The sequence below is a fragment of the Streptomyces sp. 2131.1 genome (assembly GCF_900105515.1).
GTDB lineage: Bacteria > Actinomycetota > Actinomycetes > Streptomycetales > Streptomycetaceae > Streptomyces > Streptomyces drozdowiczii.
Genome location: NZ_FNSY01000001.1, coordinates 3,130,205 through 3,151,872, shown reverse-complemented (window position 1 = coordinate 3,151,872; position 21,668 = coordinate 3,130,205). Strand labels below are relative to the sequence as shown.

Genomic DNA, 21,668 nt, shown 5'->3' with positions numbered 1-21,668 from the left:
CTCTTCAGAGGCGGGGGAAGCGGGACTGGAGGCTCCAGACCGCGGGGTTGTCGGCCAGGCCCTCGTGCATGTCGGCGAGGTCGGCGATCAGGTCGTGCAGGAAGTCGCGGGCCTCGCGGCGCAGCAGCGAGTGGCTGAAGGTGAGGGGCGGTTCCTCGGGGTCCATCCAGTCGGCCTCGATGTCCACCCAGCCGAAGCGGCGCTCGAAGAGCATGCGGTCGGTGGACTCGGTGAAGTCGAGTTCGGCCTGCTGGCGGCGGTGCGAGCGGCTGCCGCGCGGGTCCTGGTCCAGCTGCTCGACGATGTCGCACAGCGCCCAGGCGAAGTCGAGCACGGGCACCCATCCCCAGGCTGTGGACACTTCGCGGTCCGCCTTGGTGTCCGCGAGGTAGACGTCCCCGGAGAACAGGTCGTGCCGCAGCGCGCGGACGTCCGCGCGGCGGTAGTCGGTCTGCGGAGGGTCCGGGAAGCGGCGGGAGAGGGAGTAGCCGATGTCGAGCACGGTTCGATGGTGTCATGCCCGGCGCGTCGCCCGTTACGGCAGCAGGCGCTGCTCCTTGGCGACGGCGACGGCTCCGGCGCGGGTGTCCACGCCGAGCTTGTCGTAGATGCGGCCGAGGTGGGTCTTGACCGTGGCCTCGCTGATGAACAGGGCGCGGGCGATGTCGCGGTTGCCGAGGCCCTGGGAGAGCTGGCCGAGGATGTCGCGTTCGCGGTCGGTGAGGGTGGGGCGGGGCGCGCGCATGCGGGCCATGACGCGGCTGGCGACGGGCGGGGAGAGCGTGGTACGGCCCTGGGCGGCGGAGCGGATCGCGGCGAAGAGCTCCTCGGGGCGTTCGGCCTTGAGCAGGTAGCCGGTGGCGCCGGCCTCGATGGCGCGGGTGATGTCGGCGTCGGTGTCGTACGTGGTGAGGACGAGGACGTGGGTGCCGGGGCCGGCCGCGATGCGGCGGGTGGCTTCGACGCCGTCGATGCCGGTGCCGAGCTGGAGGTCCATCAGGACGACGTCGGGGGTGAGCCGGGTGGCGAGGGCGACGGCCTCCTCACCGCTGCCGGCCTCGCCGACGACCTCGATGTCGGGCTCGCTGCCGAGGAGGGCGAGGAGTCCGGCGCGTACGACGGCGTGGTCGTCGCAGAGCAGGACGCGGATGCGGTGGGCGGCGCGGTCGGCGGTCATGCGGGGTCCCGGTGGGTGGGGGCGACGGGCACGGTGGCGGTGACGACCGTGCCCTCGCCTGGGGCGGATTCGATGGTCAGGGTGCCGCCGAGCTGGTGGAGCCGGGCGCGCATGGCGGGCAGGCCGTGGCCGCGGACCCCGGCGGGGGCGCCCGCGGCGGCGGTGGGCGTGAAGCCGTGCCCGTTGTCGGCGATGTCGAGGACGGTGCGGTCGTCGAGGTGGGTCAGGGTGAGAGCCGCCTCGGTGGCGCCGGCGTGCTCGGTGACGTTGGCGAGGGCGCCCTGGGCGATGCGGAGCAGGGCGGACTGGGTCCGGTCGGGCAGGACGGTGTGCGGTGCGCCCTCGATGTGGCAGCGGACGGTGAGCCTGCCCTGCGCGGCGGCGGTCTCGCGGGCGGCGAGGGCGTGGAGCGCCGCGTCGAGGCCGCCGCCCTCGGCGAGGTCGGCGGGGGCCAGGTCGTGGACGAAGCGGCGGGCTTCGGCGAGGTTGCGTTCGGCGATGCCTTCGGCGGTACGGATGTGGCGCCGGGCGGCGGCGGGGTCGGCGTCCCAGGTGCGGTCGGCGGCCTGGAGGAGCATCTGCTGGCTGGACAGGCCCTGGGCGAGACTGTCGTGGATCTCCATGGACAGCCGCTGGCGTTCGGCGAGGGTGCCCTCGCGGCGCTCGGTGGCGGCGAGTTCGCGGCGGGTGCGCAGCAGGTCGTCGATGAGCCGGCTCTGCCGTGCGGCCTGGCGCCGCATGTGGACGAACACGGCGGTGGCGACGGCGGCGACGGCGGGCGGGGCGAGGACGAGGTTCGGGTCGAAGCCCTGGGCGAGTCGGAGCTGCGCGGCGACGACGAACAGGGTGAGCAGGGCGACGAGGGCGTACGCGGCGCGGGGCGGCAGGATGCGCAGCCCGGTGTAGAAGAGCGGCACCGCGCACCACGCGAAGCTGGGCGCGAGGACGACCACCACCATCCACACGGCGACGAGCACTCCGAGCCAGAGGAGGCTGCGGGGCGTCGGCCGGGAGCCGAGGACCGGCCCGAGGACGTAGAGGGCGGCCAGCGCGACGGACAGCCCGATGATCCACGGGGTGCGGGCCTCCCCGGGGTGCCGCAGCAGGAACCGGGCGAGCGAGGCGCCGAGCAGCAGGAAGAACGCGGCGTGCATGAGGAGGGCCAGGGAGCGGGTGCCCCCGTCGTCGGCGTCCCGCTCCGGCGCGGGCCGTAGCCCGTCCTCGTACCGCTGCTCCACCTCGTACCCCTGCTCTCCGGACCGTGAAAGCCCCCTCCGGTCCCGAAGGGACCCCGCTGACCTGCGTGGACATTCCATCGTCACCCCGGACGGACGCCCGCGCATCAACCGATCGGCCGATGGGGACGTCAGCCGTCCCGTGCGCGGGGACGAGCCGGTACGACGACCGTCCGGACCCGGTTCCGGGCCAAGGATGGATGACAGGACGCGGGAACGACCCGCCTCCGACCTTCCCCCGCTGAGGAGCCCCTGATGAAGAAGATGTCGCTGCGCACCCGTGTCCTGACCGGTACCGTCGTCGCCGCCGCCCTCGGGGCCGGCACCTTCGGCGCGATGTCCGCGAACGCCTCCACCCCGGCCGCCACCACCGTCAAGGCCGACACCGCGAACCGCAACCTCCAGCAGACCACGCACCTGACCCTCGACGCCGCGACGAAGGCCGCGAAGGCCGCCCTGGACGCGGCGAAGAAGGAGAACCAGCGCGTCGCCGTCTCGGTCGTCGACCGCAACGGCAACACGATCCTGACCCTGCGCGGCGACGGCTCGGGCCCGCAGGCGTACGAGTCGGCCGAGAAGAAGGCGTACACCGCCGTGTCCTGGAACGCCCCGACCTCCGAGCTGGCCAAGCGCCTCGCCCAGGCCCCGAACCTGAAGGACATCCCTGGCACGCTGTTCCTCGCGGGCGGCGCCCCGGTGCAGGTCAAGGGTGCTCCGGTGGCGGGCATCGGCGTCGCGGGCGCCCCGAGCGGCGACCTGGACGAGAAGTTCGCGCAGGCCGGCGTCGCCGCCCTCGCCAAGTAGTACGTACGCGACCCGAGCAGTACGTACGCGACCGAACCCCGGGAGACGGACATGAACGCCCTCGATCACCAGCTGCTCGACGCCGCGCGCACCGGCGACACCGACGGAGTGCGGACCGCGGTCGAGGGCGGCGCCCGGGTCGACGCCCGCGACGAGGAGCTGCGCACCCCGCTGCTCCTGGCCGTCCACGGTGACCACGTCGGGGCCGCCCGGCTGCTCGTCGCGGCGGGCGCGGACCCGGACGCGCAGGACCGGCGCGAGGAGAGCCCCTGGCTGGCCACCGGTGTCACGGGCAGCGTGGAGATGCTGCACGTCCTGCTGCCGGCCGGGCCGGACCTGAAGCTGCGCAACCGGTTCGGCGGGATCGCGCTGATCCCGGCGAGCGAGCGCGGACACGTGGCGTACGTACGGGAGCTGCTGCGGGCCACCGACATCGACGTGGACCACGTCAACCGGCTGGGCTGGACCGCCCTGCTGGAGGCGGTGATCCTCGGTGACGGCGGCCGGCCGCACCAGGAGATCGTGGAGCTGCTGCTCACGGCGGGCGCGACGCCGGGTCTCGCGGACGGCGACGGGGTGACGGCGCTGGAGCACGCGGAGCGGCGCGGGTTCGACCGGATCGCGGGCCTGCTGCGGGCGGCGACGGGCGAGGGAGGCGCGCGGTGAGCGCCCCCCGCCCGGAGCCCGGACGCTGAGCGAAGGCTGCCCGGAGCCCGGACGCTGAGCGAAGGCTGCCCGGAGCCCGGACGCTGTGCGACGGTCGCCGCCCGGAGCCCGCGCGCCGAACGACCGCCGCCGGAGCCCACGTACCTCCGGATTGCGACATTCCGCACATAGGATCATCGGTGTGGATCACCGAACCCCCGCACGTCGCAGGGCCCCCAGGGCGGCCCGCGCCACCCTCCCGCTGCTCGCCCTCGCGCTTCTCGCGCCCGCCTGCACAGGCGGGGTGGAGGGCAAGCCGGGGGCGGCCGGCGTGCGCGACCCGTACTTCCCGAAGCTGGGCAACGGCGGCTACGACGTCACGCACTACGCCCTCACGCTCGACGTCGACCCGGACGAGCAGACGCTGCGCGGGACCGCCGAGATCACCGCGCGGGCCACGCAGGATCTCAGCTCGTTCAATCTGGACCTGGCCGGGCTGACGGTGGACTCGGCGACCGTGGAGGGGCGTCCGGCCGCCGTGAACCGGGCGGGCGACGAGTTGACGCTGCGTACGGATGCGAAGGTCGAGGACCGGCTGCGCAAGGGCGAGACGTTCCGTACGGTCGTCCACTACTCCGGATCGCCGAAGACCATCACGGACCCGGACGAGTCCGAGGAGGGCTGGCTGCCGACGGACGACGGGGCGCTGGCCCTGGGGGAGCCGACCGGGTCGATGGCCTGGTTCCCGGGCAACCACCACCCGAGCGACAAGGCCGCGTACGACCTGACGGTCACCGTCCCGAAGGGGCTCACGGCGGTTTCCAACGGCGTGATGGCGGGTCAGCCGGTCACCGAGAGGGGCCGCACCACCTTCCGCTGGCACACCGCCGAGCCGATGGCGAGCTACCTCGCGACCCTGGCCATCGGGGAGTTCGGGACGAAGACGTCCACGACGGCCGGTGGCATCACGGTGTTCACGGCGGTGGACCCCGAGGTGGCGAAGGCGAGCGCGCGGACGGTCGCCCGGATCCCCGAGGTCGTGGCGTGGGAGGCGGAGCACTTCGGTCCGTATCCGTTCTCCGCGACGGGCGCGATCGTGGAGCGCGAGGACGACGCCGGGTACGCGCTGGAGACCCAGAACCGGCCGGTCTTCCCCGGCCCGCCGGACCTCGGAACGCTCGTCCACGAGATGGCGCACCAGTGGTTCGGCGACTCGGTCACGCCGGAGAGCTGGCGCGACATGTGGCTGAACGAGGGCCTGGCGACGTACGCGGGATGGCTGTGGGGGGAGGAGAAGGAGGACACCCCGGCCGAGGAGTCGTTCGAGGGCGCCTACGAGGACGAGGACAACTGGGCGTTCCCGCCCGCCGATCCGCCGTCGGCCGCGGAGATCTCGGACGAACCGGTGTACGGACGCGGGGCGATGGTCATCCACAAGATCCGTGAGGCGGTGGACGACGACGAGGAGTTCTTCGCGCTGCTGAAGGGCTGGACGAAGAAGTACCGGCACCGCAACGCGTCGACGGCCGACTTCACGGCGTACGTGGAGGAGGAGACGGGCCAGGATCTGTCGGACCTGTGGAAGGCGTGGCTGTACGGCAGGAGCCGGCCCGCCGCGGACGGCTGACCGGCTCCTGGTTCTCGCTCCTCGCGGAGGGGTTACTTCACGTTGACGCCGCTCCAGGCCGCGTCGACGGCCTTGAGCTCGGCGCTGTCGGCGCCGTAGAGGTCGGTCGCCGCCTTCTCGGTGGCGGTGCGGGCGTCCGCGTAGTCGGTGGTGGAGGTCATGTACTCGGACAGGGCCTTGTACCAGATCTGGACGGCCTTGTCCCGGCCGATGCCGGTGACGGTGGAGCCGTCGGAGGTCGGGGAGTCGTAGTCGACGCCGTTGATGGTCTTCGCGCCGCTGCCCTCGGACAGCAGGTAGAAGAAGTGGTTGGCGACGCCCGAGGAGTAGTGGACGTCGAGGTCGCCGACGCCGCTGTCCCAGGAGTCGGCCGAGCCGCCGTCCTTGCTGGGCTTGTCCATGTAGCGCAGCGGGCTGCCGTCGCCGTTGATGTCGATCTTCTCGCCGATGAGGTAGTCGCCGACGTCGGTGGAGTTGTCGGCGAAGAACTCGACGGAGGTGCCGAGGATGTCGCTGGTGGCCTCGTTGAGCCCGCCGGACTCGCCGGAGTAGTTCAGGTTGGCGGTGGACGAGGTGAGGCCGTGGCTCATCTCGTGGCCGGCGACGTCCAGGGCGGTGAGGGCGCTCTTGTTGTCCTCGCCGTCGCCGTACGTCATGCAGAAGCAGCTGTCGTCCCAGAAGGCGTTGACGTACGCGTCGCCGTAGTGGACCCGGGAGTACGCGGCCCTGCCGTCGCCCGCGATGCCGTCGCGGCCGAAGGCGGACTTGTAGAAGTCCCAGGTCTTCGCGGCGCCGTAGTGGGCGTCGACGGCGGCGGTCTGGCGGTCGTTGCCGGTGCCGTCGCCCCAGGTGTCGTCGTCGTCCGTGACGAGGTCGCCGGTGCCGCTCTCGCCCTGGTTGAGGTCGTACGTCTTGTGGCCGCCGCGGTCGCCGTCGGTCAGCTCGAAGCCGGAGCCGGACGCGGTGGTGGTGAGGTCGACCTTGCCGCTGTACTGGCTGTTGCCGACGCCGGCGGTCTCGATCTCCTCGTAGCTCTGCAGGACCTTGCCGGTGGTGGCGTCGGTGATGACGCGCTTGCGGCTGGGGGTGCCGTCCTTCTGGACGCCGGTCTTCACGGATTCCAGGGCGAGGACGGGAGTGGAGCCGCCGGCCCAGATCACCTTGCGGGCGCTCGCCGCGGTCTTGATCTTCGGCGTGGTGGACGGCACGGATATGCGGGCGCCGGTCGCCTTGGTGACGCTCTTGAGCTTGCCGTTGGCGGCGGTGTGCGTGACGAGGTCGCCGCCGAGGACGGGCAGGCCGTCGTAGGTGCGCTCGTAGCGGGTGTGGACGGTGCCGTTCGCGTCCTTGATCACGTCACGGGCGATCAGCTTCTCCTTGCCGCCGAGCTTGAGCGCGTCGGCGGTCGAGGAGGTGTCCGCCTGGGCGGACTTGATGGCGGCGGTACGGGCGGAGGCGCTGCTGAACGCCGGGGTGGCGGCGGAGACGGAGGGGGAGCCGTCGGTGGCGACGGGGCGGGCGTTCGCCGCACCGGTCTGCACTCCGACGACGACCATCGCGGCCACGGCGGCCAGGGCTGCGGCGCGACGGGTGTTCATGTGGGGGGTCATACAAACTCCGTTGCTCGTTCCGTGGGGGGTTACGAGCGGGGAGCTTGCCACTGGATGACCGTCATTGACGGTGTACGAACAATTACCTCACATTTCCTTGACCAGTTCTTGTCCGACTGAGGCTCTGTCATGTCCGCTATCCGGCGGGCTCCGACCGGCCTTGACCGGGTGTGCGGACATACGGGAGCCCCCGGCCGCAGGACGTTCGGCCGGGGGCTCCTCGTAAGGGCTTGCTGGGCGTCAGAGGGTGACGCCGAAGTCCTGGGCGATGCCGCGCAGGCCGGAGGCGTAGCCCTGGCCCACGGCGCGGAACTTCCAGTCGGCGCCGTTGCGGTACAGCTCGCCGAAGACCATGGCGGTCTCGGTGGCGGCGTCCTCGCTCAGGTCGTAGCGGGCGATCTCGGCGCCGCCGGCCTGGTTGAGGATGCGGATGTAGGCGTTCCGCACCTGGCCGAAGTTCTGGCTGCGGGTCTCGGCGTCGTAGATCGAGACCGGGAAGACGATCTTGTCGACGTCGGCCGGCAGACCCGCCAGGTTGACGTTGATCTGCTCGTCGTCGCCCTCGCCCGCACCCGTGAGGTTGTCACCGGTGTGCACGATGGTCTGGTCCGGCGTCGCCTTGTTGTTGAAGAAGACGAAGTGGCCGTCGGAGTAGACCTTGCCGCCCGCGTTGACCGCGATCGCCGAGGCGTCGAGGTCGAAGTCGGTGCCGGTGGTGGTACGGACGTCCCAGCCGAGGCCGACCGTGACGGCGGTGAGGCCGGGGGCCTCCTTGGTGAGGGAGACGTTGCCGCCCTTGGACAGGCTTACTGCCATGGGAAGTCCCTTTCATCTGTCGGGTGCGGGCTTCGCGGTCACGAAGCTACCGTCACAGGTCATAACGCCGACAGGGGACCAGGAGGTTCCGCCCGCCTTTACTTTCTTTGCCGAAGAGGGGCCGGGGCACGGCAAAAAGAAGTGACGAACACCTGGTGGGGCGGGGAACATGGGTGTCATGTCCGGGCCCTATGTCATCCGCGGTTCGGTCTCCCTGCCGGAGGCCGAGCTGATGTGGCGTTTCTCGCGGTCCTCCGGGCCCGGCGGGCAGCACGTCAACACCAGCGACTCCCAGGTGGAGCTGCGCTTCGACCTCGCGGCCACCGAGGCGCTGCCCGAGGTGTGGAAGGAGCGCGCGCTGGAGCGGCTGGCCGGCCGGCTCACCGACGGCGTGCTCGCGGTCCGCTCCTCCGAGCACCGCTCCCAGTGGCGCAACCGCGAGACGGCCGCCGTACGCCTCGCGGCCCTGCTGGCGGAGGCCTCCGCGCCGCCGCCCAGGCCGCGCGTGAAGCGGAAGGTGCCCCGCGGCATCAACGAACGCCGGCTGCGGGAGAAGAAGCAGCGCGGCGACACCAAGCGGGGCCGCTCGGGCCGCGACTGGTAGAGCGGTCCCGGCGCTCAGCCCAGCTGCCGGTACTTCCCCCGGAAGTACGTCAGCGGCCCGCCCTCCCCGCTCGGGACGTGGGCGCTCAGCACCCGGCCGATCACCAGCGTGTGGTCCCCCGCGACCACCCGCTGCTCCGTGCGGCACTCCAGCGTCGCCAGCGCGCCGCCCGCCAGCGGGGCGCCGGTGACCTCGCCGCGTACGTACGGGATGTCCTCGAAGAGCAGCCGGTCGCTGATCCGGCCCTTCATGGCGAACCGGCCGGCGATGTGCCGCTGGCTCTCCGCCAGCACGGACACCGCCCACAGCGGCTGCTCCGCCAGCAGGTCGTCCATCCGGGAGTCGTTGCGCAGGCTCACCATGACCAGCGGCGGGTCCAGGGACACCGACATGAAGGCGGTCGCGGTCATCCCGACGTCCTCGCCGCGGCCGCCCTCGTCGAGCGGCGGCTCCTGGGCCGTGACCAGAACCACGCCGGCCGCCAGCCGGGACAGCGCGGCCCGGAACTCTTCGTTGCTCACCCCCTCAGCATGGGGGACGGGCTCGGTACGTGGTGTGGGGGGCTTCGTCTGCAACACACCGAGAACGCTAGCCGCGCGCCCCGCGCCCCCGCATCGGGCCAGGGGACCAGCCGGGTCCTAGGACCACCGGCGCGCTGACCTGCTCCGATCACACCCGGCTCGGCTGTGACTTGAGTCACAGAGTGCAATATTTGTTGACCCTGTGTACCGGGTGCACAGCTCGCTGTGATTCAGTTGCCGTGACACTGCAGTAAGTACGTCACGTACGTCGATATGAATTCTGGAGTGCTGTCGAGGTCTCGGGGAGTGCGAGCGATGGACGCCGAGTCGGAGCCCTACGTCCGTCTCGCGACGATGCGGCAGCTGCACCAGGCCGTCGCCGACCTCAACACGGCACGGAGCCTGGCCGACACCCTTCAGACCGTGGCCGACGGGATCGTCGCCAACCTCGGGTACGAGCTCGCCTGCGTCAACCTCGTCCGCCCCGACGGCGATCTCGTCGTCGCCTCCTTGGCGGGGAACCACGCCGCCGAGGCCCTGATCACCGGCCGGGTCGGCTCCCGCGGGTCCTGGGAGCGCCGGCTCGCCATGGGCCAGGCGTGGGACGGGCTGCGGTTCATACCGCACACCGAGGGCTGGGTCCTCCTCGACGACGACGTACCGCAGTGGCACACCGAGGGCCCCGAGCCCCGCTTCGAGGACGAGTGGCACCCGCAGGACCGGCTCTACGCCCCGATGTACGCCTCCGGCGGCGGCTCGGACCTCCTGGGCGTCATATCCGTCGACCGGCCGCGCAACGGACGCCGCCCGGGCGCCTGGGGCCGCGAGGCGCTCCACATGTACGCCTCGCAGTCCGCCATCGCGATCAGCAACGCCAGGCTCCGGGCCAACATGCAGCGGGCCCTGGTCCGGCTCGAGCGCGAGCAGCAGGCGCTCCGGGCCAGTGAGGAATCCTTCCGCCAGGCCTTCGAGTACGCCCCCAGCGGCATGGCCATCGCCGAGCTGGGCGGCGACCAGCAGGGGCGGCTGCTGCGGACCAACGACGCGCTGTGCCGGCTGCTCGGCCGCCCCGCCTCGGTGCTGCGCCGCTACTCCTTCGCGGACCTGGTCCACCCCGAGGACATCGGCACCCTGCTCCGTACCTCCGCCGAGGGCGGCCGGGCCGAGCTGCGCCTGGGCCGCCGGGACGGCTCGTACCTGTGGGTGTCGCTGCGCAACTCCGTCGTCGCGGACACCGCGGACGGGCCGCGGTTCCTGCTGACACACGTCGAGGACATCGAGGAGCGCAAGCGCCACGAGCTGAACCTCGCGCACCGCGCCTCGCACGACGCGCTCACCGGGCTGCCCAACAGCGCGGAGCTGCGGGCCCGCCTCGGCGCCCGGCTGTGCGCCCGGCCGGACGCGGCGGCGACCACGGACGTGGAGGCGCTGGACGCGGCGTACGGGGACGACACCCGGGGGCACTACCTGCCGGACCCGGGCGCCCACCCGTTCGACCACCATGTGCACGCCGTGGCGCCGGACACATCGCGGGACGACGGGGCGAAGGGGCTGGCGGTCCTCTTCTGCGACCTGGACGGCTTCAAGTCGATCAACGACCGCTTCGGGCACCACACGGGTGACGCGGTTCTCATCGAGGTGGCGCGCCGGCTCACCACGTGTGTGCGGGACGGGGACACCGTCGCCCGGCTCGGGGGTGACGAATTCGTCGTCCTCGCGGACGGGCTGGGCGCGGCGGACGCGGCTGACCTGGCCGTTCGCCTGCGGAACGCCATCATTCCGCCGATCCGGGTGGATGGGCGCGCGGTGCGGGTCGGGGCGAGTTTCGGGATCGGCTGGGCGGCGTGCGGGATGACCGCGGAAGAGGTGCTGCGCTCCGCCGACCAGCGGATGTACATCGAGAAGCGGTCGCGGTCGAAGGTTCACCGCAGGGCCGGCTGACGTTCCTCCGCGCGGCCCCGTCCGGGTTCCCGCCCGGGGCCGCGTCAATTCTTGACATCGTCCATTCGAGGTAGGCTCGGCCGGTCGGCGACGGCCGGCGCTATTCGGCGACGGCCGGCGACATGGTGAGGAGTGACCCAGGGATGGCCGGGAACAACGGCGCGAGCACACCCGAGGACGACGATCCGTTCGGCTACCTCTACGCGGACGGGCAGGCGGCCGGTGCGCAGCCGCCGGGACAGGGCGGCTACGGCTACCCGGGACCCGCCTCCCAGCCGGGTGTGCCCCGGACCTCGTACAACCAGGTGCGGACCGTCGGCGAGCGCCAGTACGGGCAGCAGGTGCCGCAGCAGCAGGCGTACGGGTACCCGCCGCAGGCGCCCCAGGGCCAGCAGGGCGGCCAGTACGGTCAGCCCAGCCCGCAGTACGCCGCCCCGGAGACGTATCCCGGCGGCGCGGCCACCTCGCAGGTGCCGCAGCAGGGTGTGCGCGGCGGTGCGGGCGGTTCCGGCCGGGGCGGTCCGAACACCAAGGGCCTGCTGATCGCCGCGGTCGCGGTGGTCGCGGTGGTGCTCATCGGCATCGGCGCGGCGCTGCTGACGGATGACGGCGACAAGGACAAGAAGGCCGAGGCGACGTCCTCGGAGGGGCCCGGCTCGAAGGTCGAGGAGTCCCCGACCCCGGAGAAGTCTCCGTCCTCCTCGCCCCCGGTGGAGCTGCCGAAGCAGGACGCGGCCTCGCTCCAGCTGGGCGGGACGGCGCAGCTGGACAACTCCGTGAAGGGCGCCAAGAGCGCGAACGGGCAGTACATCAACCTCAACGAGGTGGGCCGTTCGGCGACCTGGTCGGTGGAGGTGCCGGAGGACGGCGAGTACACGCTGTTCGTGACGTACGGCGTGCCGGGCAAGGACGCGAAGACGTCCCTGACGGTCAACTCCGAGGACCCGCGCGACATCAACATGAACAACTTCGCGAAGGCCCCCGAGGGCGATCTGGAGAAGGGCTGGACGACGACGTACGCCTACGTCAACCTCGTCAAGGGCGCGAACACGCTGAAGATCTCGTGCAACGAGGGCGATCAGTGCGACGCCAATTTGGACCAGCTGTCGCTGAAGGCCGGTCACCAGACCCGCTGACCGGCGCCTCACGCATTGCGGCCCCCTCGCCTACGGGCGAGGGGGCCGGTGCGTTTCCCGGGTGCGCTCAGCCCATCAGGGCGAGGAAGCCGGCCACCGTGGCGGCCATGGCCTCGCGGCCGGGGGCGATGTACTTGCGGGGGTCGACGCCCGTGGTGTTTTCGGCGAGGTGGGCGCGGACGGCTCCGGTGAACGCGGTGTTCAGGGCGGTGCCGACGTTGATCTTGACCATGCCGGAGGCGGCGACGGCCTGGCGGATCTCCTCGTCCGGGACACCGCTGGAGCCGTGCAGGACGAGCGGGACGGGGACGGCGTCGCGCAGCCGGCCGATCAGAGCGTGGTCGAGGGCGGCGGTGCGCTCGGTCATGGCGTGCGAGGAGCCGACGGCGACGGCGAGGGCGTCCACACCGGTGGCGGCGACGTACGCGGCGGCCTCGTCCGGGTCGGTGCGGACGCCGGGGGCGTGGGCGTCGAGCGGGGCCTCGCCCTCCTTGCCGCCGACCTTGCCGAGTTCGGCCTCGATCCAGATGCCGCGCTCGTGACCCCAGGCGACGGCCTCGGCGGTGGCCCGGACGTTGTCCTCGTACGTGAGCTTGGAGGCGTCGAACATGACGGAGCCGAAGCCTTCGTCGTGGGCCCGGTGGAGCAGGTCCACGGACTCGACGTGGTCGAGGTGCAGGGCGAGCGGGGCGTTGGACGTGCGGGCGACGGCGGCGGCCGCGGCGGCGATGGCGGTGAGCCGGCCGCCGTGGAACTTCACGGCGTTCTCGGAGATCTGGAGGATGGCGGGGGCGCCGGCGCGTTCGGCGCCGGTGGCGATGGCCTCCGCGTGTTCCAGCGTGATGACGTTGAAGGCGGCGATCCCGCGCCCTCGGGCCTGGGCCGCGGAGACGAGTTCACCGGTGCTGACGAGCGGCATTGCTGACCTCTGTTGTTTCCCCGGGTCCGGCGGGCGGGCCCGGTGCGGGGCGGGGGCGGCGTGCGGGCCGTCCCCTTGCGGGTGCGGCCCTCAGGCCGCTCCTGGTCCTTGTTCCTCGACGGCCACGCGCGGCAGCAGCTCCTCGTACGCCGTGCGGTCGAAGTCGCCCGCGGTGGGGGCCAGCACGGTCGCCGTCGACAGTGCCACCGCCCGGCGCAGCCGGTCCGGCCAGCTCAGGGACTCCACGAGCCCGGAGATCAGGCCGGCCACCGCCGAGTCGCCCGCTCCGGTCGGGTTGCCCTTGACGGCGGCGGGCGGCGAGGCCTGCCAGATGCCGTCCGGGGTGACGGCGAGCATGCCGTCCGGGCCGAGCGAGGCGATGACGCCGTGGGCGCCGCGGCGGCGGGCGTCGCGGGTGGCGCGCAGGGGCTCGCGGGAGCCGGTGAGCTGGGCGAGCTCGTCGGCGTTCGGCTTGATCAGGTCGGGGCGGGCGGCGATGCCCCGGCGCAGCGGTTCGCCGCTGGTGTCCAGGAGGACGGGGACGCCGGCGGTGCGGGCGAGCCGGACGAGTTCGCCGTACGCGCCGACGTGGATGCCGGGCGGGAGGCTGCCGCACAGGGCGACGGCGTCGGCGGTCTCCAGCAGGCCGGCGTACGCGTCGAGGAAGGCGTTCCACTCGTCGGCGCCGACGTGCGGTCCGGGTTCGTTGAACTGGGTGGTGTCGCCGGTGGCCGCGTCGACGACCGCGAGGGTGCGGCGGGTGTCGCCGGCGACGGGGACGAGCGCGTCGGTGAGGGCGCCCTTCTGCCGGGGCAGCGCGGCGAGCAGGTCGCGCAGGACGGCCCCGGTGGCGCCGCCGGCGAAGCCGGTGACGACGGTGTCGTGGCCGAGGGCGGTGAGGACGCGGGCGACGTTGAGGCCCTTGCCGCCGGGGCGCTCGGAGAGATCGGTGACCCGATGGCTGGAGTGCGGTACGAGGGCGGGGACGCCGTACGTCAGGTCGAGTGCCGTGTTCAGCGTGACCGTGAGGATCACCGCGGCCGCCCCTTCGCTTTCGATCCGTGCTGAGCGCTGATTCCTTGCCGGAACGCGCTTTCCGTGCTGGTTTCCCAGGCGATCATGCCAAAGAGGGGGCGGTCGGCCCAGACCCCGGGGCCAACCGCCGTCTCTTCGTTACGTTGCCGCCGCGCGGAGCCTCAGTCGGCCGCGGCCTCGGGCCGGACGATCCACTCGCCCTTGCGCATGACGCCCTTGAGCCGGAAGTCCGCGTCGAGGACGACCAGGTCGGCGTCCTTGCCGGGCTCCAGCGAGCCGACCCGGTCGTCCACGCCGAGGAGGCGGGCCGGGTTGGCGGAGATGGAGCGGACCACGTCCTCGATGGGGATGCGGTCGATGGTCACGGCGCGGTGGAAAGCGGTGTCCAGGGTGAGCGTGGAGCCCGCGATGGAGTTGCCCTCGACGAGGCGTGCGACGCCGTTCTCGACGTTCACGGCGAGCGGGCCGAGCTGGTAGCGGCCGTCGCCGAAGCCGGCCGCGTCCATGGCGTCGGTGATCAGGGCGACGCGGTCGGCGCCGGCGTGGTGGTAGGCCAGTTCGAGGGCGGCCGGGTGCAGGTGCGTGCCGTCGTTGATCAGCTCGACGGTGACGCGCTCGTCCTCCAGGAGGGCGGCGATCGGGCCGGGCGCGCGGTGGCCGATGGCCGGCATCGCGTTGTAGAGGTGCGTGGCGACGGTGGCACCGGCGTCGATCGCCTCGACGGTCTGCTCGTACGTGGCGTCGGTGTGGCCGATGGCCGCGATGACGCCGTGCTCGGCGAGCAGCCGTACGGAGTCGATGCCGCCGGGCAGCTCGGTGGCGAGGGTGAACATCTTCGCGGTGCCGCGCGCCGCGTCCATCAGCTTGCGGACCTCGGCCGGGTCCGGGTGGCGCAGCAGGGCCTCGCTGTGGGCGCCCTTGCGGCAGGGGGAGATGAAGGGGCCCTCGAAGTGGATGCCGGCGAGGTCGCCCTGTTCGACGAGCTCGGAGAGGATGCCGGCGCGCTCGGCGAGGAAGTCCATCTCGCCGGTGACCGTGGAGGCGACCAGGGTGGTGGTGCCGTGCTCGCGGTGGGTGCGGATGCCGGTGAGGACCTCGTCGACGGTGCCGGAGGTGAAGGACGCGCCGCCGCCGCCGTGGTTGTGCATGTCCACGAAGCCGGGGACGATCCAGTGGCCGGAGAGGTCCACGACCGGGGCGTTCCCGGCCCCGTCGCCGGCGATGCGGGTGCCCTCGACGGTCACCCGGCCGTCCTCGACGGTGCCGGTGGGCAGTACCACCCGGGCCCCTGCGAGAACGGTGCTGTCTGCGCGTCCGGCCATCAGGCGGATACCTCCGTGGAGAGTAGATCCCAGGCGAGCAGCCCTGCGCCCAGGCATCCGGCGGTGTCCCCGAGGGCCGCCGGGACGATGTGGGGCAGCTTCTGGAACGTGACGCGTTCCTCGACGGCCGCACGGAGTGGTGTGAACAAGGTTTCCCCGGCCTCGGCGAGCCCGCCACCGATGATGAGCGTGCGCGGGTCCAGCAGGGTGAGCGCGGTGACGAGCCCGGCGGCGAGCGCGTCCACGGCGTTCTGCCAGACCTCGATCGCCTTCGGGTCGCCCGATTCGACGGCCTTGGCGCAGTCGGCGGCGTCCGCGTCCGGGGCGCCCGAAGCGGCGGCCCAGGCGCGGCTGACGGCTGAGGCGGAGGCCAGGGTCTCCAGGCAGCCGCGCTGGCCGCAGCCGCAGTCGGGGCCGTCCGGGCGGATGACGATGTGCCCGATCTCGCCCGCGTAGCCGTGGGCGCCCTCCTCGATGGCTCCGGCGATGCCGATGGCTCCGGCGATGCCGGTGCCGAGCGGGATGAAGAGAAAGCGGTCGGCGCCCTTGCCCGCGCCGATCCGGCCCTCGGCGAGGCCGCCGGTGCGGACGTCGTGGCCGAGCGCCACGGGCACGCCGCCGAGGCGTTCGCCGAGCAGCTGCCGCATGGGTACGTCGCGCCAGCCCAGGTTCGCCGCGTAGACGGCGATCCCCTTGTCGGCATCGACGATGCCGGGCACCGCGACTCCGGCCGCGACGGCGCTCTCGCCGAAGTGCTCCTCGCCGTACGCGCGCAGGTCGGCGGCGAAGGTCAGGATCGACTCCACGACGGCTTCGGGGCCGCGCTCCCTGCCGGTCGCGCGCCGTGCCTCGTGGAGCAGGGCGCCGTCGGCCCCGACCAGTGCGGCCTTCATTCCGGTGCCGCCCACATCGAGGGCGATGACGTGTTTCACGGGAAACAGTTTCGCCCGAGGGACCCAAAAGGTCTAGTCCACTATCGCTGTTTGTTGCGCATCCATACAAAATCCCGGTACCGGTTACGGGGAACGGTCCCGGATTGTCGAGAACCGTCCCCCGGCGGGTCTGCTCCGGCGGCCCTACTCCGGCAGGATCACGCTGCGCGAGAGGTTGCGGGGGTGGTCCGGGTCGTACCCCTTGGACTCGGCCAGCACCACCGCGAGCCGCTGCGCGCGGATCAGGTCGGCCATCGGGTCCGCCGAGCGGTGCGCGACCAGCGTCCCGCCGACGGCCGCCACCTCGCCGGCCAGCCCCTCGGGCAGGGCGCCGAAGACCCAGGCGACCCGGTTCGGCCCGGTGATCGCGATCGGGCCGTGGCGGTACTCCATCGCCGGGTACGACTCGGTCCAGGCGCCCGCCGCCTCGCGCATCTTCAGCCCGGCCTCCTGGGCCAGCCCGTAGGTCCAGCCGCGCCCCAGGAACGTCCACTGCTCGGCCGCGACCACCGCCTCGTCCAGCGGCTCGGTCACCGCCAGCTCCGCGTCCACCGCCGCCTCGGCGACCGTCTTCACGCCCGCCGGAAGCGGGCCGGCCGCCTCCAGGCCCGCGCGCAGGAAGGCCAGCGCGGTGGTGGCGAACCGGGTCTGGACCACCGACTCCTCGTCCGCCCAGTCGAGCACGGCGACCGCGTCGGCGGCCTCCATGACCGGTGTCCTCGGATCGCCGGTCAGCGCGACGGTGGCGGTCTTCCCGCGCAGCCCGCCCAGGAGTGCCAGCACCTCGCTCGTCGTACCGGACCGGGTGATCGCCACCACCCGGTCGTACGGGCGGCCCACCGGGAACTCCGATGAGGCGTACGCGTTCGTCTCGCCCTGGCCCGCGGCCTCCCGCAGTGCCGCGTAGGCGATGGCCATGAACCACGAGGTGCCGCAGCCGGTGACGGCGACGCGTTCGCCCGGTCTCGGCAGGCCCTCGAACTCCGCGCCCGCCTGCGCGGCACGCCGCCAGCAACTGGGCTGGGTGGCAATTTCGGTTGCGGTGCGCGACATGCGGAACGGCTCCTTGCGGTGAGCGGTCGGGACGACTGGGCGGGAGGCGGGGCGCACGGGCCAAGGGGCGGGCCGGAGTTGAGGAAAGGTCTGGACCAATAGGGCTCGTATGTCGAGACCTACTTAGCAGCCGCCGCACGGCCCGTGCAATGCTGCTGCGTTGTGGAAGCGATACCTCCATGGTGTAGACCTCTACGCCGGTGCCGGGGAAAATCGCAGCTCACCCGGAGGGCCCCGCGCGCACGCGGGAGCCGCGGGCGATGCAATCGACGAGGACGGACTGAGCTGTGCAGCGGCGTTACTTGGGACTGACGGCGGCTGTCGCCGTGATGGGAATGACGGCCACGCTGTCGGGCTGTGGCAGCGACGGCGGCTCGGGCGACGTCACGCTGACGGTCGTCGCGGCCGACTACGGCACCGGCGAGGCGAACAAGTCCGACAAGTACTGGGACGGAGTCGCCCGGAGCTTCGAGGCGTCCCACCCCGGGATCAAGGTCGACGTCACCGTCCTGCCCTGGACCGACATCGACCGCGAGGTCGCCAAGATGGTCAAGGACGGCAAGGCCCCCGACATCGCGCAGATCGGCGCCTACGCGGACTACGCCAAGGCCGGGAAGCTCTACTCCGCCGACGAGATGCTCAGCATCCCCACCCAGGCCAACTTCCTGCCGAAGCTCGTCGACGCGGGGCGGGTCAACCGCATCCAGTACGGGCTGCCGTTCGTCGCCAGCACCCGGCTGCTCTTCTACAACAAGAAGTTCTTCAGTCAGGCCGGCCTCCAGGCACCCCGCACCTGGAGCGACATCGCCTCCGACGCCGCCGCGCTCAAGCAGCACGGGGTGACGTACCCCTTCGCGCTGCCGCTCGGCCCCGAGGAGTCCCAGGCCGAGACCCTGATGTGGATGCTCAGCGGTGGCGGCGGCTACACCGACGAGGTCGGCTCGTACAACATCGAGTCCGAGGACAACGTCAAGACGTTCAACTGGCTGAAGACGAATCTCGTCGAGAAGGGACTCGTCGGCCCCGTCGCGCCCGGCAAGCTGAACCGGGCGAAGGCCTTCGAGGCGTTCACCAAGGGCCAGGTCGGCATGCTCAACGGCCACCCCACGCTGATGGAGGAGGCCGAGAAGAAGGGCGTCGAGGTCGGCATGGTCCCGCTGCCCGGCGAGAAGGGCCCCACCCAGGGGTCGATGGGTGTCGCCGACTGGATCATGGGCTTCAAGCAGAACGGCCACCGGGCCCAGATAGGCAAGTTCTTCAACTTCCTGTTCAACGACAAGAACGTCATCGAGTTCGCCGACATGTACGACCTGCTGCCGGTCACGGACAGCGCGTCGGCGGCGATGGAGGACGACGCCAAGTACAAGCCGCTGCACAAGTTCCTGGAGGCGCTGCCGGAGTCCGCGTTCTACCCGTTCGGCAAGACGTCCTGGGCCGCGGCGAGCGAGTCGATCAAGGAGAACATCGGCCAGGCGGTGGAGCCGGGGTCGAGCCCGGAGACCGTGCTCGGTCGCATATCGCGGGAGGCGACCGCGGCGGAGGCCGCGGAGTAGTCAGTGCCGCGCCATATATTGGCTGATATGACCGCCCATCCCCCGAACGGCCCCGCCGACCCCGCCCCGCTGTCCGACCGCGACCGCGCGGTGCTGGCGGTCGAGCGGCAGTCGTGGGCGGGGCCGGGGGCGAAGGAGCGGGCGATCCGAGAACGGCTCGGCCTCTCGCCGACCCGGTACTACCAGCTCCTGAACGCCCTCCTGGACGACCGGCGGGCCCTGGAGGAGGACCCGGTGACGGTGAACCGGCTGCGGCGCGTGCGCGATGCGCGACGAGGCCGACGCTAGGCCCCCGGGGCGCCGCCCCGCACCCCGCGCCTCAAGCGCCGGCGGAAGCGAGATCAAGCCCCTGCGGCGATTGAGCAGCGGGGTGCGGGGCGGAGCCCCGGGAGGGCGGCAGCCACCTCCAGCCTCTGCGGCGATTGAGCAGCGGGGGTCCGGGGGCGGAGCCCCCGTGGCGGTGGGCCCGGGGGCGGATACGCTCGTCCGTATGGGTACCCATCCGCACACCCCCGCCGGCCACCACGGCCTCGACGCCATCCTCGCCCGCCCGGCCGAGGCCCTCGTCGCGCTCGACTTCGACGGCACGCTCGCGGACATCGTGCCGGACCCCGAGCAGGCCAGGGCGCACCCCGGTGCCGTGGAGGCGCTCGCCGCCCTCGCGCCGAAGGTCCGGTCCGTGGCGGTGATCACCGGGCGGCCCGCCGAGGTCGCCGTGCGGTACGGCGGGTTCGCGGGGGTCGAGGGGCTCGACCACCTCGTCGTCCTCGGGCACTACGGGGCAGAGCGCTGGGACGCCGCCACCGGGACCGTGCACACCCCCGCCCCGCACCCGGGCGTCGCGGCCGTGCGCGCCGAACTCCCCGACGTACTGGCGGAGTCCGAGACCTGGACCGAGGACAAGGGCCGCGCCCTCGCCGTGCACACCCGCCGCGCCGCCGACCCGCAGGCCACGTTCGACGCGCTGCGCGGGCCGCTGGGCGAGCTGGCCGCCGAGCACGGGCTGATCGTCGAACCGGGGCGCCTGGTCCTGGAGCTGCGGCCCCCGGGCATGGACAAGGGCGTCGCGCTCACCGAGTACGTGCGCGAGATCGGCGCCACCTCCGTGCTGTACGCGGGCGACGACCTGGGCGACCTCGCCGCGTACGCCGCCGTGGAGAAGCTCCGGACGCGGGACGAGGACCCCGTTCCCGGGCTGCTCGTCTGCAGCGGCAGTGCCGAGGTGCCCGAGCTGGCCGGCCGCGCCGACCTGGCCCTGCCCGGTCCGGGCGCGGTCGTCGAGTACCTCCGCGACCTGGCCGCGCGGCTGCCGGACGGGCCCTAACCCGCGCGCAGCGCCTCCAGCTGGTCCAGGAACCACTGCTGCGGCGGCAGCGCGGTCGCCGCGTCGGCCAGGCGCTCCGAGCGGGCGGCGCGCACGTCGTCCGGGAGCGTCAGCGCCTCGTGGAGCGCGTCGGCGGTGGCGGAGACGTCGTACGGGTTGACCGTGAACGCGTGCTCGCCCAGCTCCTCGTACGCACCGGCCTCCCGCGACAGGACCAGCGCGCAGCCCTCGTCGGAGACGACCGGGACCTCCTTGGCGACCAGGTTCATGCCGTCCCGGATGGGGTTGACGAGGGCCACGTCGGCCAGCCGGTACGCGGCGAGCGAGCGGGCGAAGTCGTCCTTGACGTGGAGGACGACCGGGGTCCAGGAGTCCGTGCCGTACGTCTTGTTGATCGCGTCGGCGACCTGCTGGACCTCCGCGGTGTACTCCCGGTAGACCGCGAGGTCCTGCCGCGAGGGGTAGGCGAACGCCACGTGCACGACGCGCTCGCGCCACTCGGGCCGCTCGTCGAGCAGGGCGCGGTAGGCGTGCAGGCCCCGGACGATGTTCTTGGACAGCTCCGTGCGGTCGACCCGGACGACGGTCTTCCGGTCGGGCCCGATCTGCTCGCGCAGGGCCGCCATCCGCTCGTCCACGTCCGCCTCGTGCGCGCGGCGGCGCAGGAATCCGGCGTCGGCCCCCAGGCCGTGGACGCCGATGCGGGTGCGGCCGGTGCCGCCCAGGATCTCCGTACAGCAGCCGATGAAGGCGTCCGCCCAGCGGCGGGTCAGGAAGGCGGCGCGGTCGGCGCCGAGGATGCCGCGCAGCAGCTGCTCGGCGATGTCGTCGGGGAGCAGCCGGAAGTAGTCGACGGGCGCCCACGGGGTGTGCGAGAAGTGGCCGATCCGCAGGTCGGGGCGGAGTTCGCGGAGCATGCCGGGGACGAGCGAGAGGTGGTAGTCCTGCACCAGGACGGCCGCGCCCTCGCCCGCCTCCTCGGCGAGCGCCTCGGCGAAGGCCCGGTTGTACGCCTCGAAGGAGGCCCACTGCCTGCGGAACTCCGCGTCGAAGACGGGCTCGACGGGCGTCTGGTACAGCATGTGGTGGACGAACCACAGCACGGAGTTGGCGATGCCGTTGTACGCGTCGGCGTGCGTCTCGGCGTCGATGTCGAGCATCCGGACGCCCGGCTCGCCGACTCCGCGGCGCACCGCCTCGCGGTCGCCGTCGCCGAGGGCGGCGCAGACCCACATCTTGTCGTCGACGGCGCTGAGGCCGGAGACGAGTCCGCCCCCGCCCCGTTTCGCTTCGAGGGAGCCGTCCTCGCCCCGTGTGTACGTCACGGGGCCGCGGTTGGACGCGACGAGGACCTGGGCAGCGGGCTGGTGGGGGGCGTGCTCGGAGACCATGGCCGGAATCTAGCCCGAACCCG

General features: G+C 72.5%; 21 protein-coding genes. 9 read left to right on the top strand and 12 right to left on the bottom strand.

The features are described from left to right. Positions 1-4 precede the first annotated feature (4 nt). From BLW14_RS14185 to BLW14_RS14175, 3 genes are read right to left on the bottom strand one after another with little or no spacing between them, the layout of a single operon-like run. On the bottom strand, positions 5-502 hold the full coding sequence (locus tag BLW14_RS14185; protein WP_018519626.1) for a hypothetical protein: 498 nt from the start codon (positions 500-502) through the stop codon (positions 5-7). 33 nt (positions 503-535) lie between these two features. Continuing rightward, positions 536-1,177, bottom strand: a complete 642-nt coding sequence (locus tag BLW14_RS14180; RefSeq protein ID WP_093707666.1) for a response regulator — start codon at positions 1,175-1,177, stop codon at positions 536-538. Then, positions 1,174-2,415, bottom strand: coding sequence for a sensor histidine kinase (locus BLW14_RS14175; RefSeq protein WP_093707665.1), 1,242 nt, complete (start codon positions 2,413-2,415; stop codon positions 1,174-1,176). The genes BLW14_RS14180 and BLW14_RS14175 overlap by 4 nt, the downstream gene beginning before the upstream one ends. Before the next feature lie 252 nt (positions 2,416-2,667). Here BLW14_RS14175 and BLW14_RS14170 point away from each other — a divergent pair, with 252 nt between their 5' ends. The 3 genes from BLW14_RS14170 to BLW14_RS14160 all read left to right on the top strand — a co-directional run bounded on the left by BLW14_RS14170 (position 2,668) and on the right by BLW14_RS14160 (position 5,488). Then, positions 2,668-3,216: a GlcG/HbpS family heme-binding protein gene (locus BLW14_RS14170; RefSeq protein ID WP_093707663.1), complete on the top strand. Its 549-nt coding sequence runs from the start codon at positions 2,668-2,670 to the stop codon at positions 3,214-3,216. A gap of 51 nt (positions 3,217-3,267) precedes the next feature. Then, positions 3,268-3,882, top strand: a complete 615-nt coding sequence (locus tag BLW14_RS14165; RefSeq protein ID WP_093707661.1) for an ankyrin repeat domain-containing protein — start codon at positions 3,268-3,270, stop codon at positions 3,880-3,882. A 181-nt stretch (positions 3,883-4,063) separates the two neighbouring features. Then, complete coding sequence (locus BLW14_RS14160; RefSeq protein WP_093707659.1) at positions 4,064-5,488, top strand: M1 family metallopeptidase; 1,425 nt, start codon at positions 4,064-4,066, stop codon at positions 5,486-5,488. A 32-nt stretch (positions 5,489-5,520) separates the two neighbouring features. Here BLW14_RS14160 and BLW14_RS14155 read toward each other — a convergent pair whose 3' ends face one another. Both BLW14_RS14155 and BLW14_RS14150 read right to left on the bottom strand, forming a co-directional pair. After that, complete coding sequence (locus tag BLW14_RS14155; protein WP_093707657.1) at positions 5,521-7,098, bottom strand: M4 family metallopeptidase; 1,578 nt, start codon at positions 7,096-7,098, stop codon at positions 5,521-5,523. 240 nt (positions 7,099-7,338) lie between these two features. After that, complete coding sequence (locus tag BLW14_RS14150; protein ID WP_018101589.1) at positions 7,339-7,914, bottom strand: TerD family protein; 576 nt, start codon at positions 7,912-7,914, stop codon at positions 7,339-7,341. A 169-nt stretch (positions 7,915-8,083) separates the two neighbouring features. Between BLW14_RS14150 and arfB the strand changes: the two genes are divergently transcribed. Beyond that, positions 8,084-8,518: an alternative ribosome rescue aminoacyl-tRNA hydrolase ArfB gene (arfB, locus tag BLW14_RS14145; RefSeq protein ID WP_093707655.1), complete on the top strand. Its 435-nt coding sequence runs from the start codon at positions 8,084-8,086 to the stop codon at positions 8,516-8,518. Positions 8,519-8,532: 14 nt separating this feature from the next. Here arfB and BLW14_RS14140 read toward each other — a convergent pair whose 3' ends face one another. Further along, the gene (locus tag BLW14_RS14140) at positions 8,533-9,039 is read right to left on the bottom strand and encodes a flavin reductase family protein (RefSeq protein WP_093707653.1); all 507 of its coding nucleotides are present in this window, start codon (positions 9,037-9,039) and stop codon (positions 8,533-8,535) included. A 315-nt stretch (positions 9,040-9,354) separates the two neighbouring features. Here BLW14_RS14140 and cdgB point away from each other — a divergent pair, with 315 nt between their 5' ends. Continuing rightward, positions 9,355-10,980, top strand: a complete 1,626-nt coding sequence (gene cdgB / locus BLW14_RS14135) for a diguanylate cyclase CdgB (RefSeq protein ID WP_093707651.1) — start codon at positions 9,355-9,357, stop codon at positions 10,978-10,980. A 143-nt stretch (positions 10,981-11,123) separates the two neighbouring features. Continuing rightward, on the top strand, positions 11,124-12,116 hold the full coding sequence (locus BLW14_RS14130; protein WP_093707649.1) for a carbohydrate-binding protein: 993 nt from the start codon (positions 11,124-11,126) through the stop codon (positions 12,114-12,116). A gap of 67 nt (positions 12,117-12,183) precedes the next feature. Here the strand turns inward: BLW14_RS14130 and BLW14_RS14125 are convergent, their stop codons facing one another. The 5 genes from BLW14_RS14125 to BLW14_RS14105 form a co-directional block, all read right to left on the bottom strand. After that, a complete protein-coding gene (locus tag BLW14_RS14125) occupies positions 12,184-13,035 on the bottom strand; it encodes a class II fructose-bisphosphate aldolase (protein WP_093707647.1) in 852 nt (283 codons plus the stop codon). A gap of 90 nt (positions 13,036-13,125) precedes the next feature. Then, on the bottom strand, positions 13,126-14,070 hold the full coding sequence (locus BLW14_RS14120) for a 1-phosphofructokinase family hexose kinase (RefSeq protein ID WP_093707645.1): 945 nt from the start codon (positions 14,068-14,070) through the stop codon (positions 13,126-13,128). A gap of 161 nt (positions 14,071-14,231) precedes the next feature. Beyond that, the gene (gene nagA, locus BLW14_RS14115; protein WP_093707643.1) at positions 14,232-15,392 is read right to left on the bottom strand and encodes an N-acetylglucosamine-6-phosphate deacetylase; all 1,161 of its coding nucleotides are present in this window, start codon (positions 15,390-15,392) and stop codon (positions 14,232-14,234) included. Beyond that, positions 15,392-16,285 carry an ROK family protein gene (locus tag BLW14_RS14110; protein ID WP_371128121.1) on the bottom strand — a complete coding sequence of 298 codons (894 nt, stop codon included), beginning with the start codon at positions 16,283-16,285 and terminating at the stop codon, positions 15,392-15,394. Before BLW14_RS14110 ends, nagA begins: the two co-directional genes overlap by 1 nt. Before the next feature lie 183 nt (positions 16,286-16,468). Next, the gene (locus BLW14_RS14105) at positions 16,469-17,377 is read right to left on the bottom strand and encodes an SIS domain-containing protein (RefSeq protein WP_093707639.1); all 909 of its coding nucleotides are present in this window, start codon (positions 17,375-17,377) and stop codon (positions 16,469-16,471) included. A gap of 335 nt (positions 17,378-17,712) precedes the next feature. On the opposite strand from BLW14_RS14105, the gene BLW14_RS14100 reads away from it, so the two are divergent. The 3 genes from BLW14_RS14100 to otsB all read left to right on the top strand — a co-directional run bounded on the left by BLW14_RS14100 (position 17,713) and on the right by otsB (position 20,254). Then, positions 17,713-18,930 carry an extracellular solute-binding protein gene (locus BLW14_RS14100; protein ID WP_256332773.1) on the top strand — a complete coding sequence of 406 codons (1,218 nt, stop codon included), beginning with the start codon at positions 17,713-17,715 and terminating at the stop codon, positions 18,928-18,930. A gap of 27 nt (positions 18,931-18,957) precedes the next feature. Continuing rightward, complete coding sequence (locus BLW14_RS14095) at positions 18,958-19,218, top strand: DUF3263 domain-containing protein (protein WP_093707635.1); 261 nt, start codon at positions 18,958-18,960, stop codon at positions 19,216-19,218. A gap of 202 nt (positions 19,219-19,420) precedes the next feature. Continuing rightward, entirely contained in the window at positions 19,421-20,254 is an 834-nt protein-coding gene (otsB, locus tag BLW14_RS14090) for a trehalose-phosphatase (protein WP_093707633.1), read from the top strand. Here otsB and BLW14_RS14085 read toward each other — a convergent pair. Continuing rightward, positions 20,251-21,645 carry an alpha,alpha-trehalose-phosphate synthase (UDP-forming) gene (locus BLW14_RS14085; protein ID WP_093707631.1) on the bottom strand — a complete coding sequence of 465 codons (1,395 nt, stop codon included), beginning with the start codon at positions 21,643-21,645 and terminating at the stop codon, positions 20,251-20,253. The genes otsB and BLW14_RS14085 overlap by 4 nt on opposite strands. Positions 21,646-21,668 lie beyond the last annotated feature (23 nt).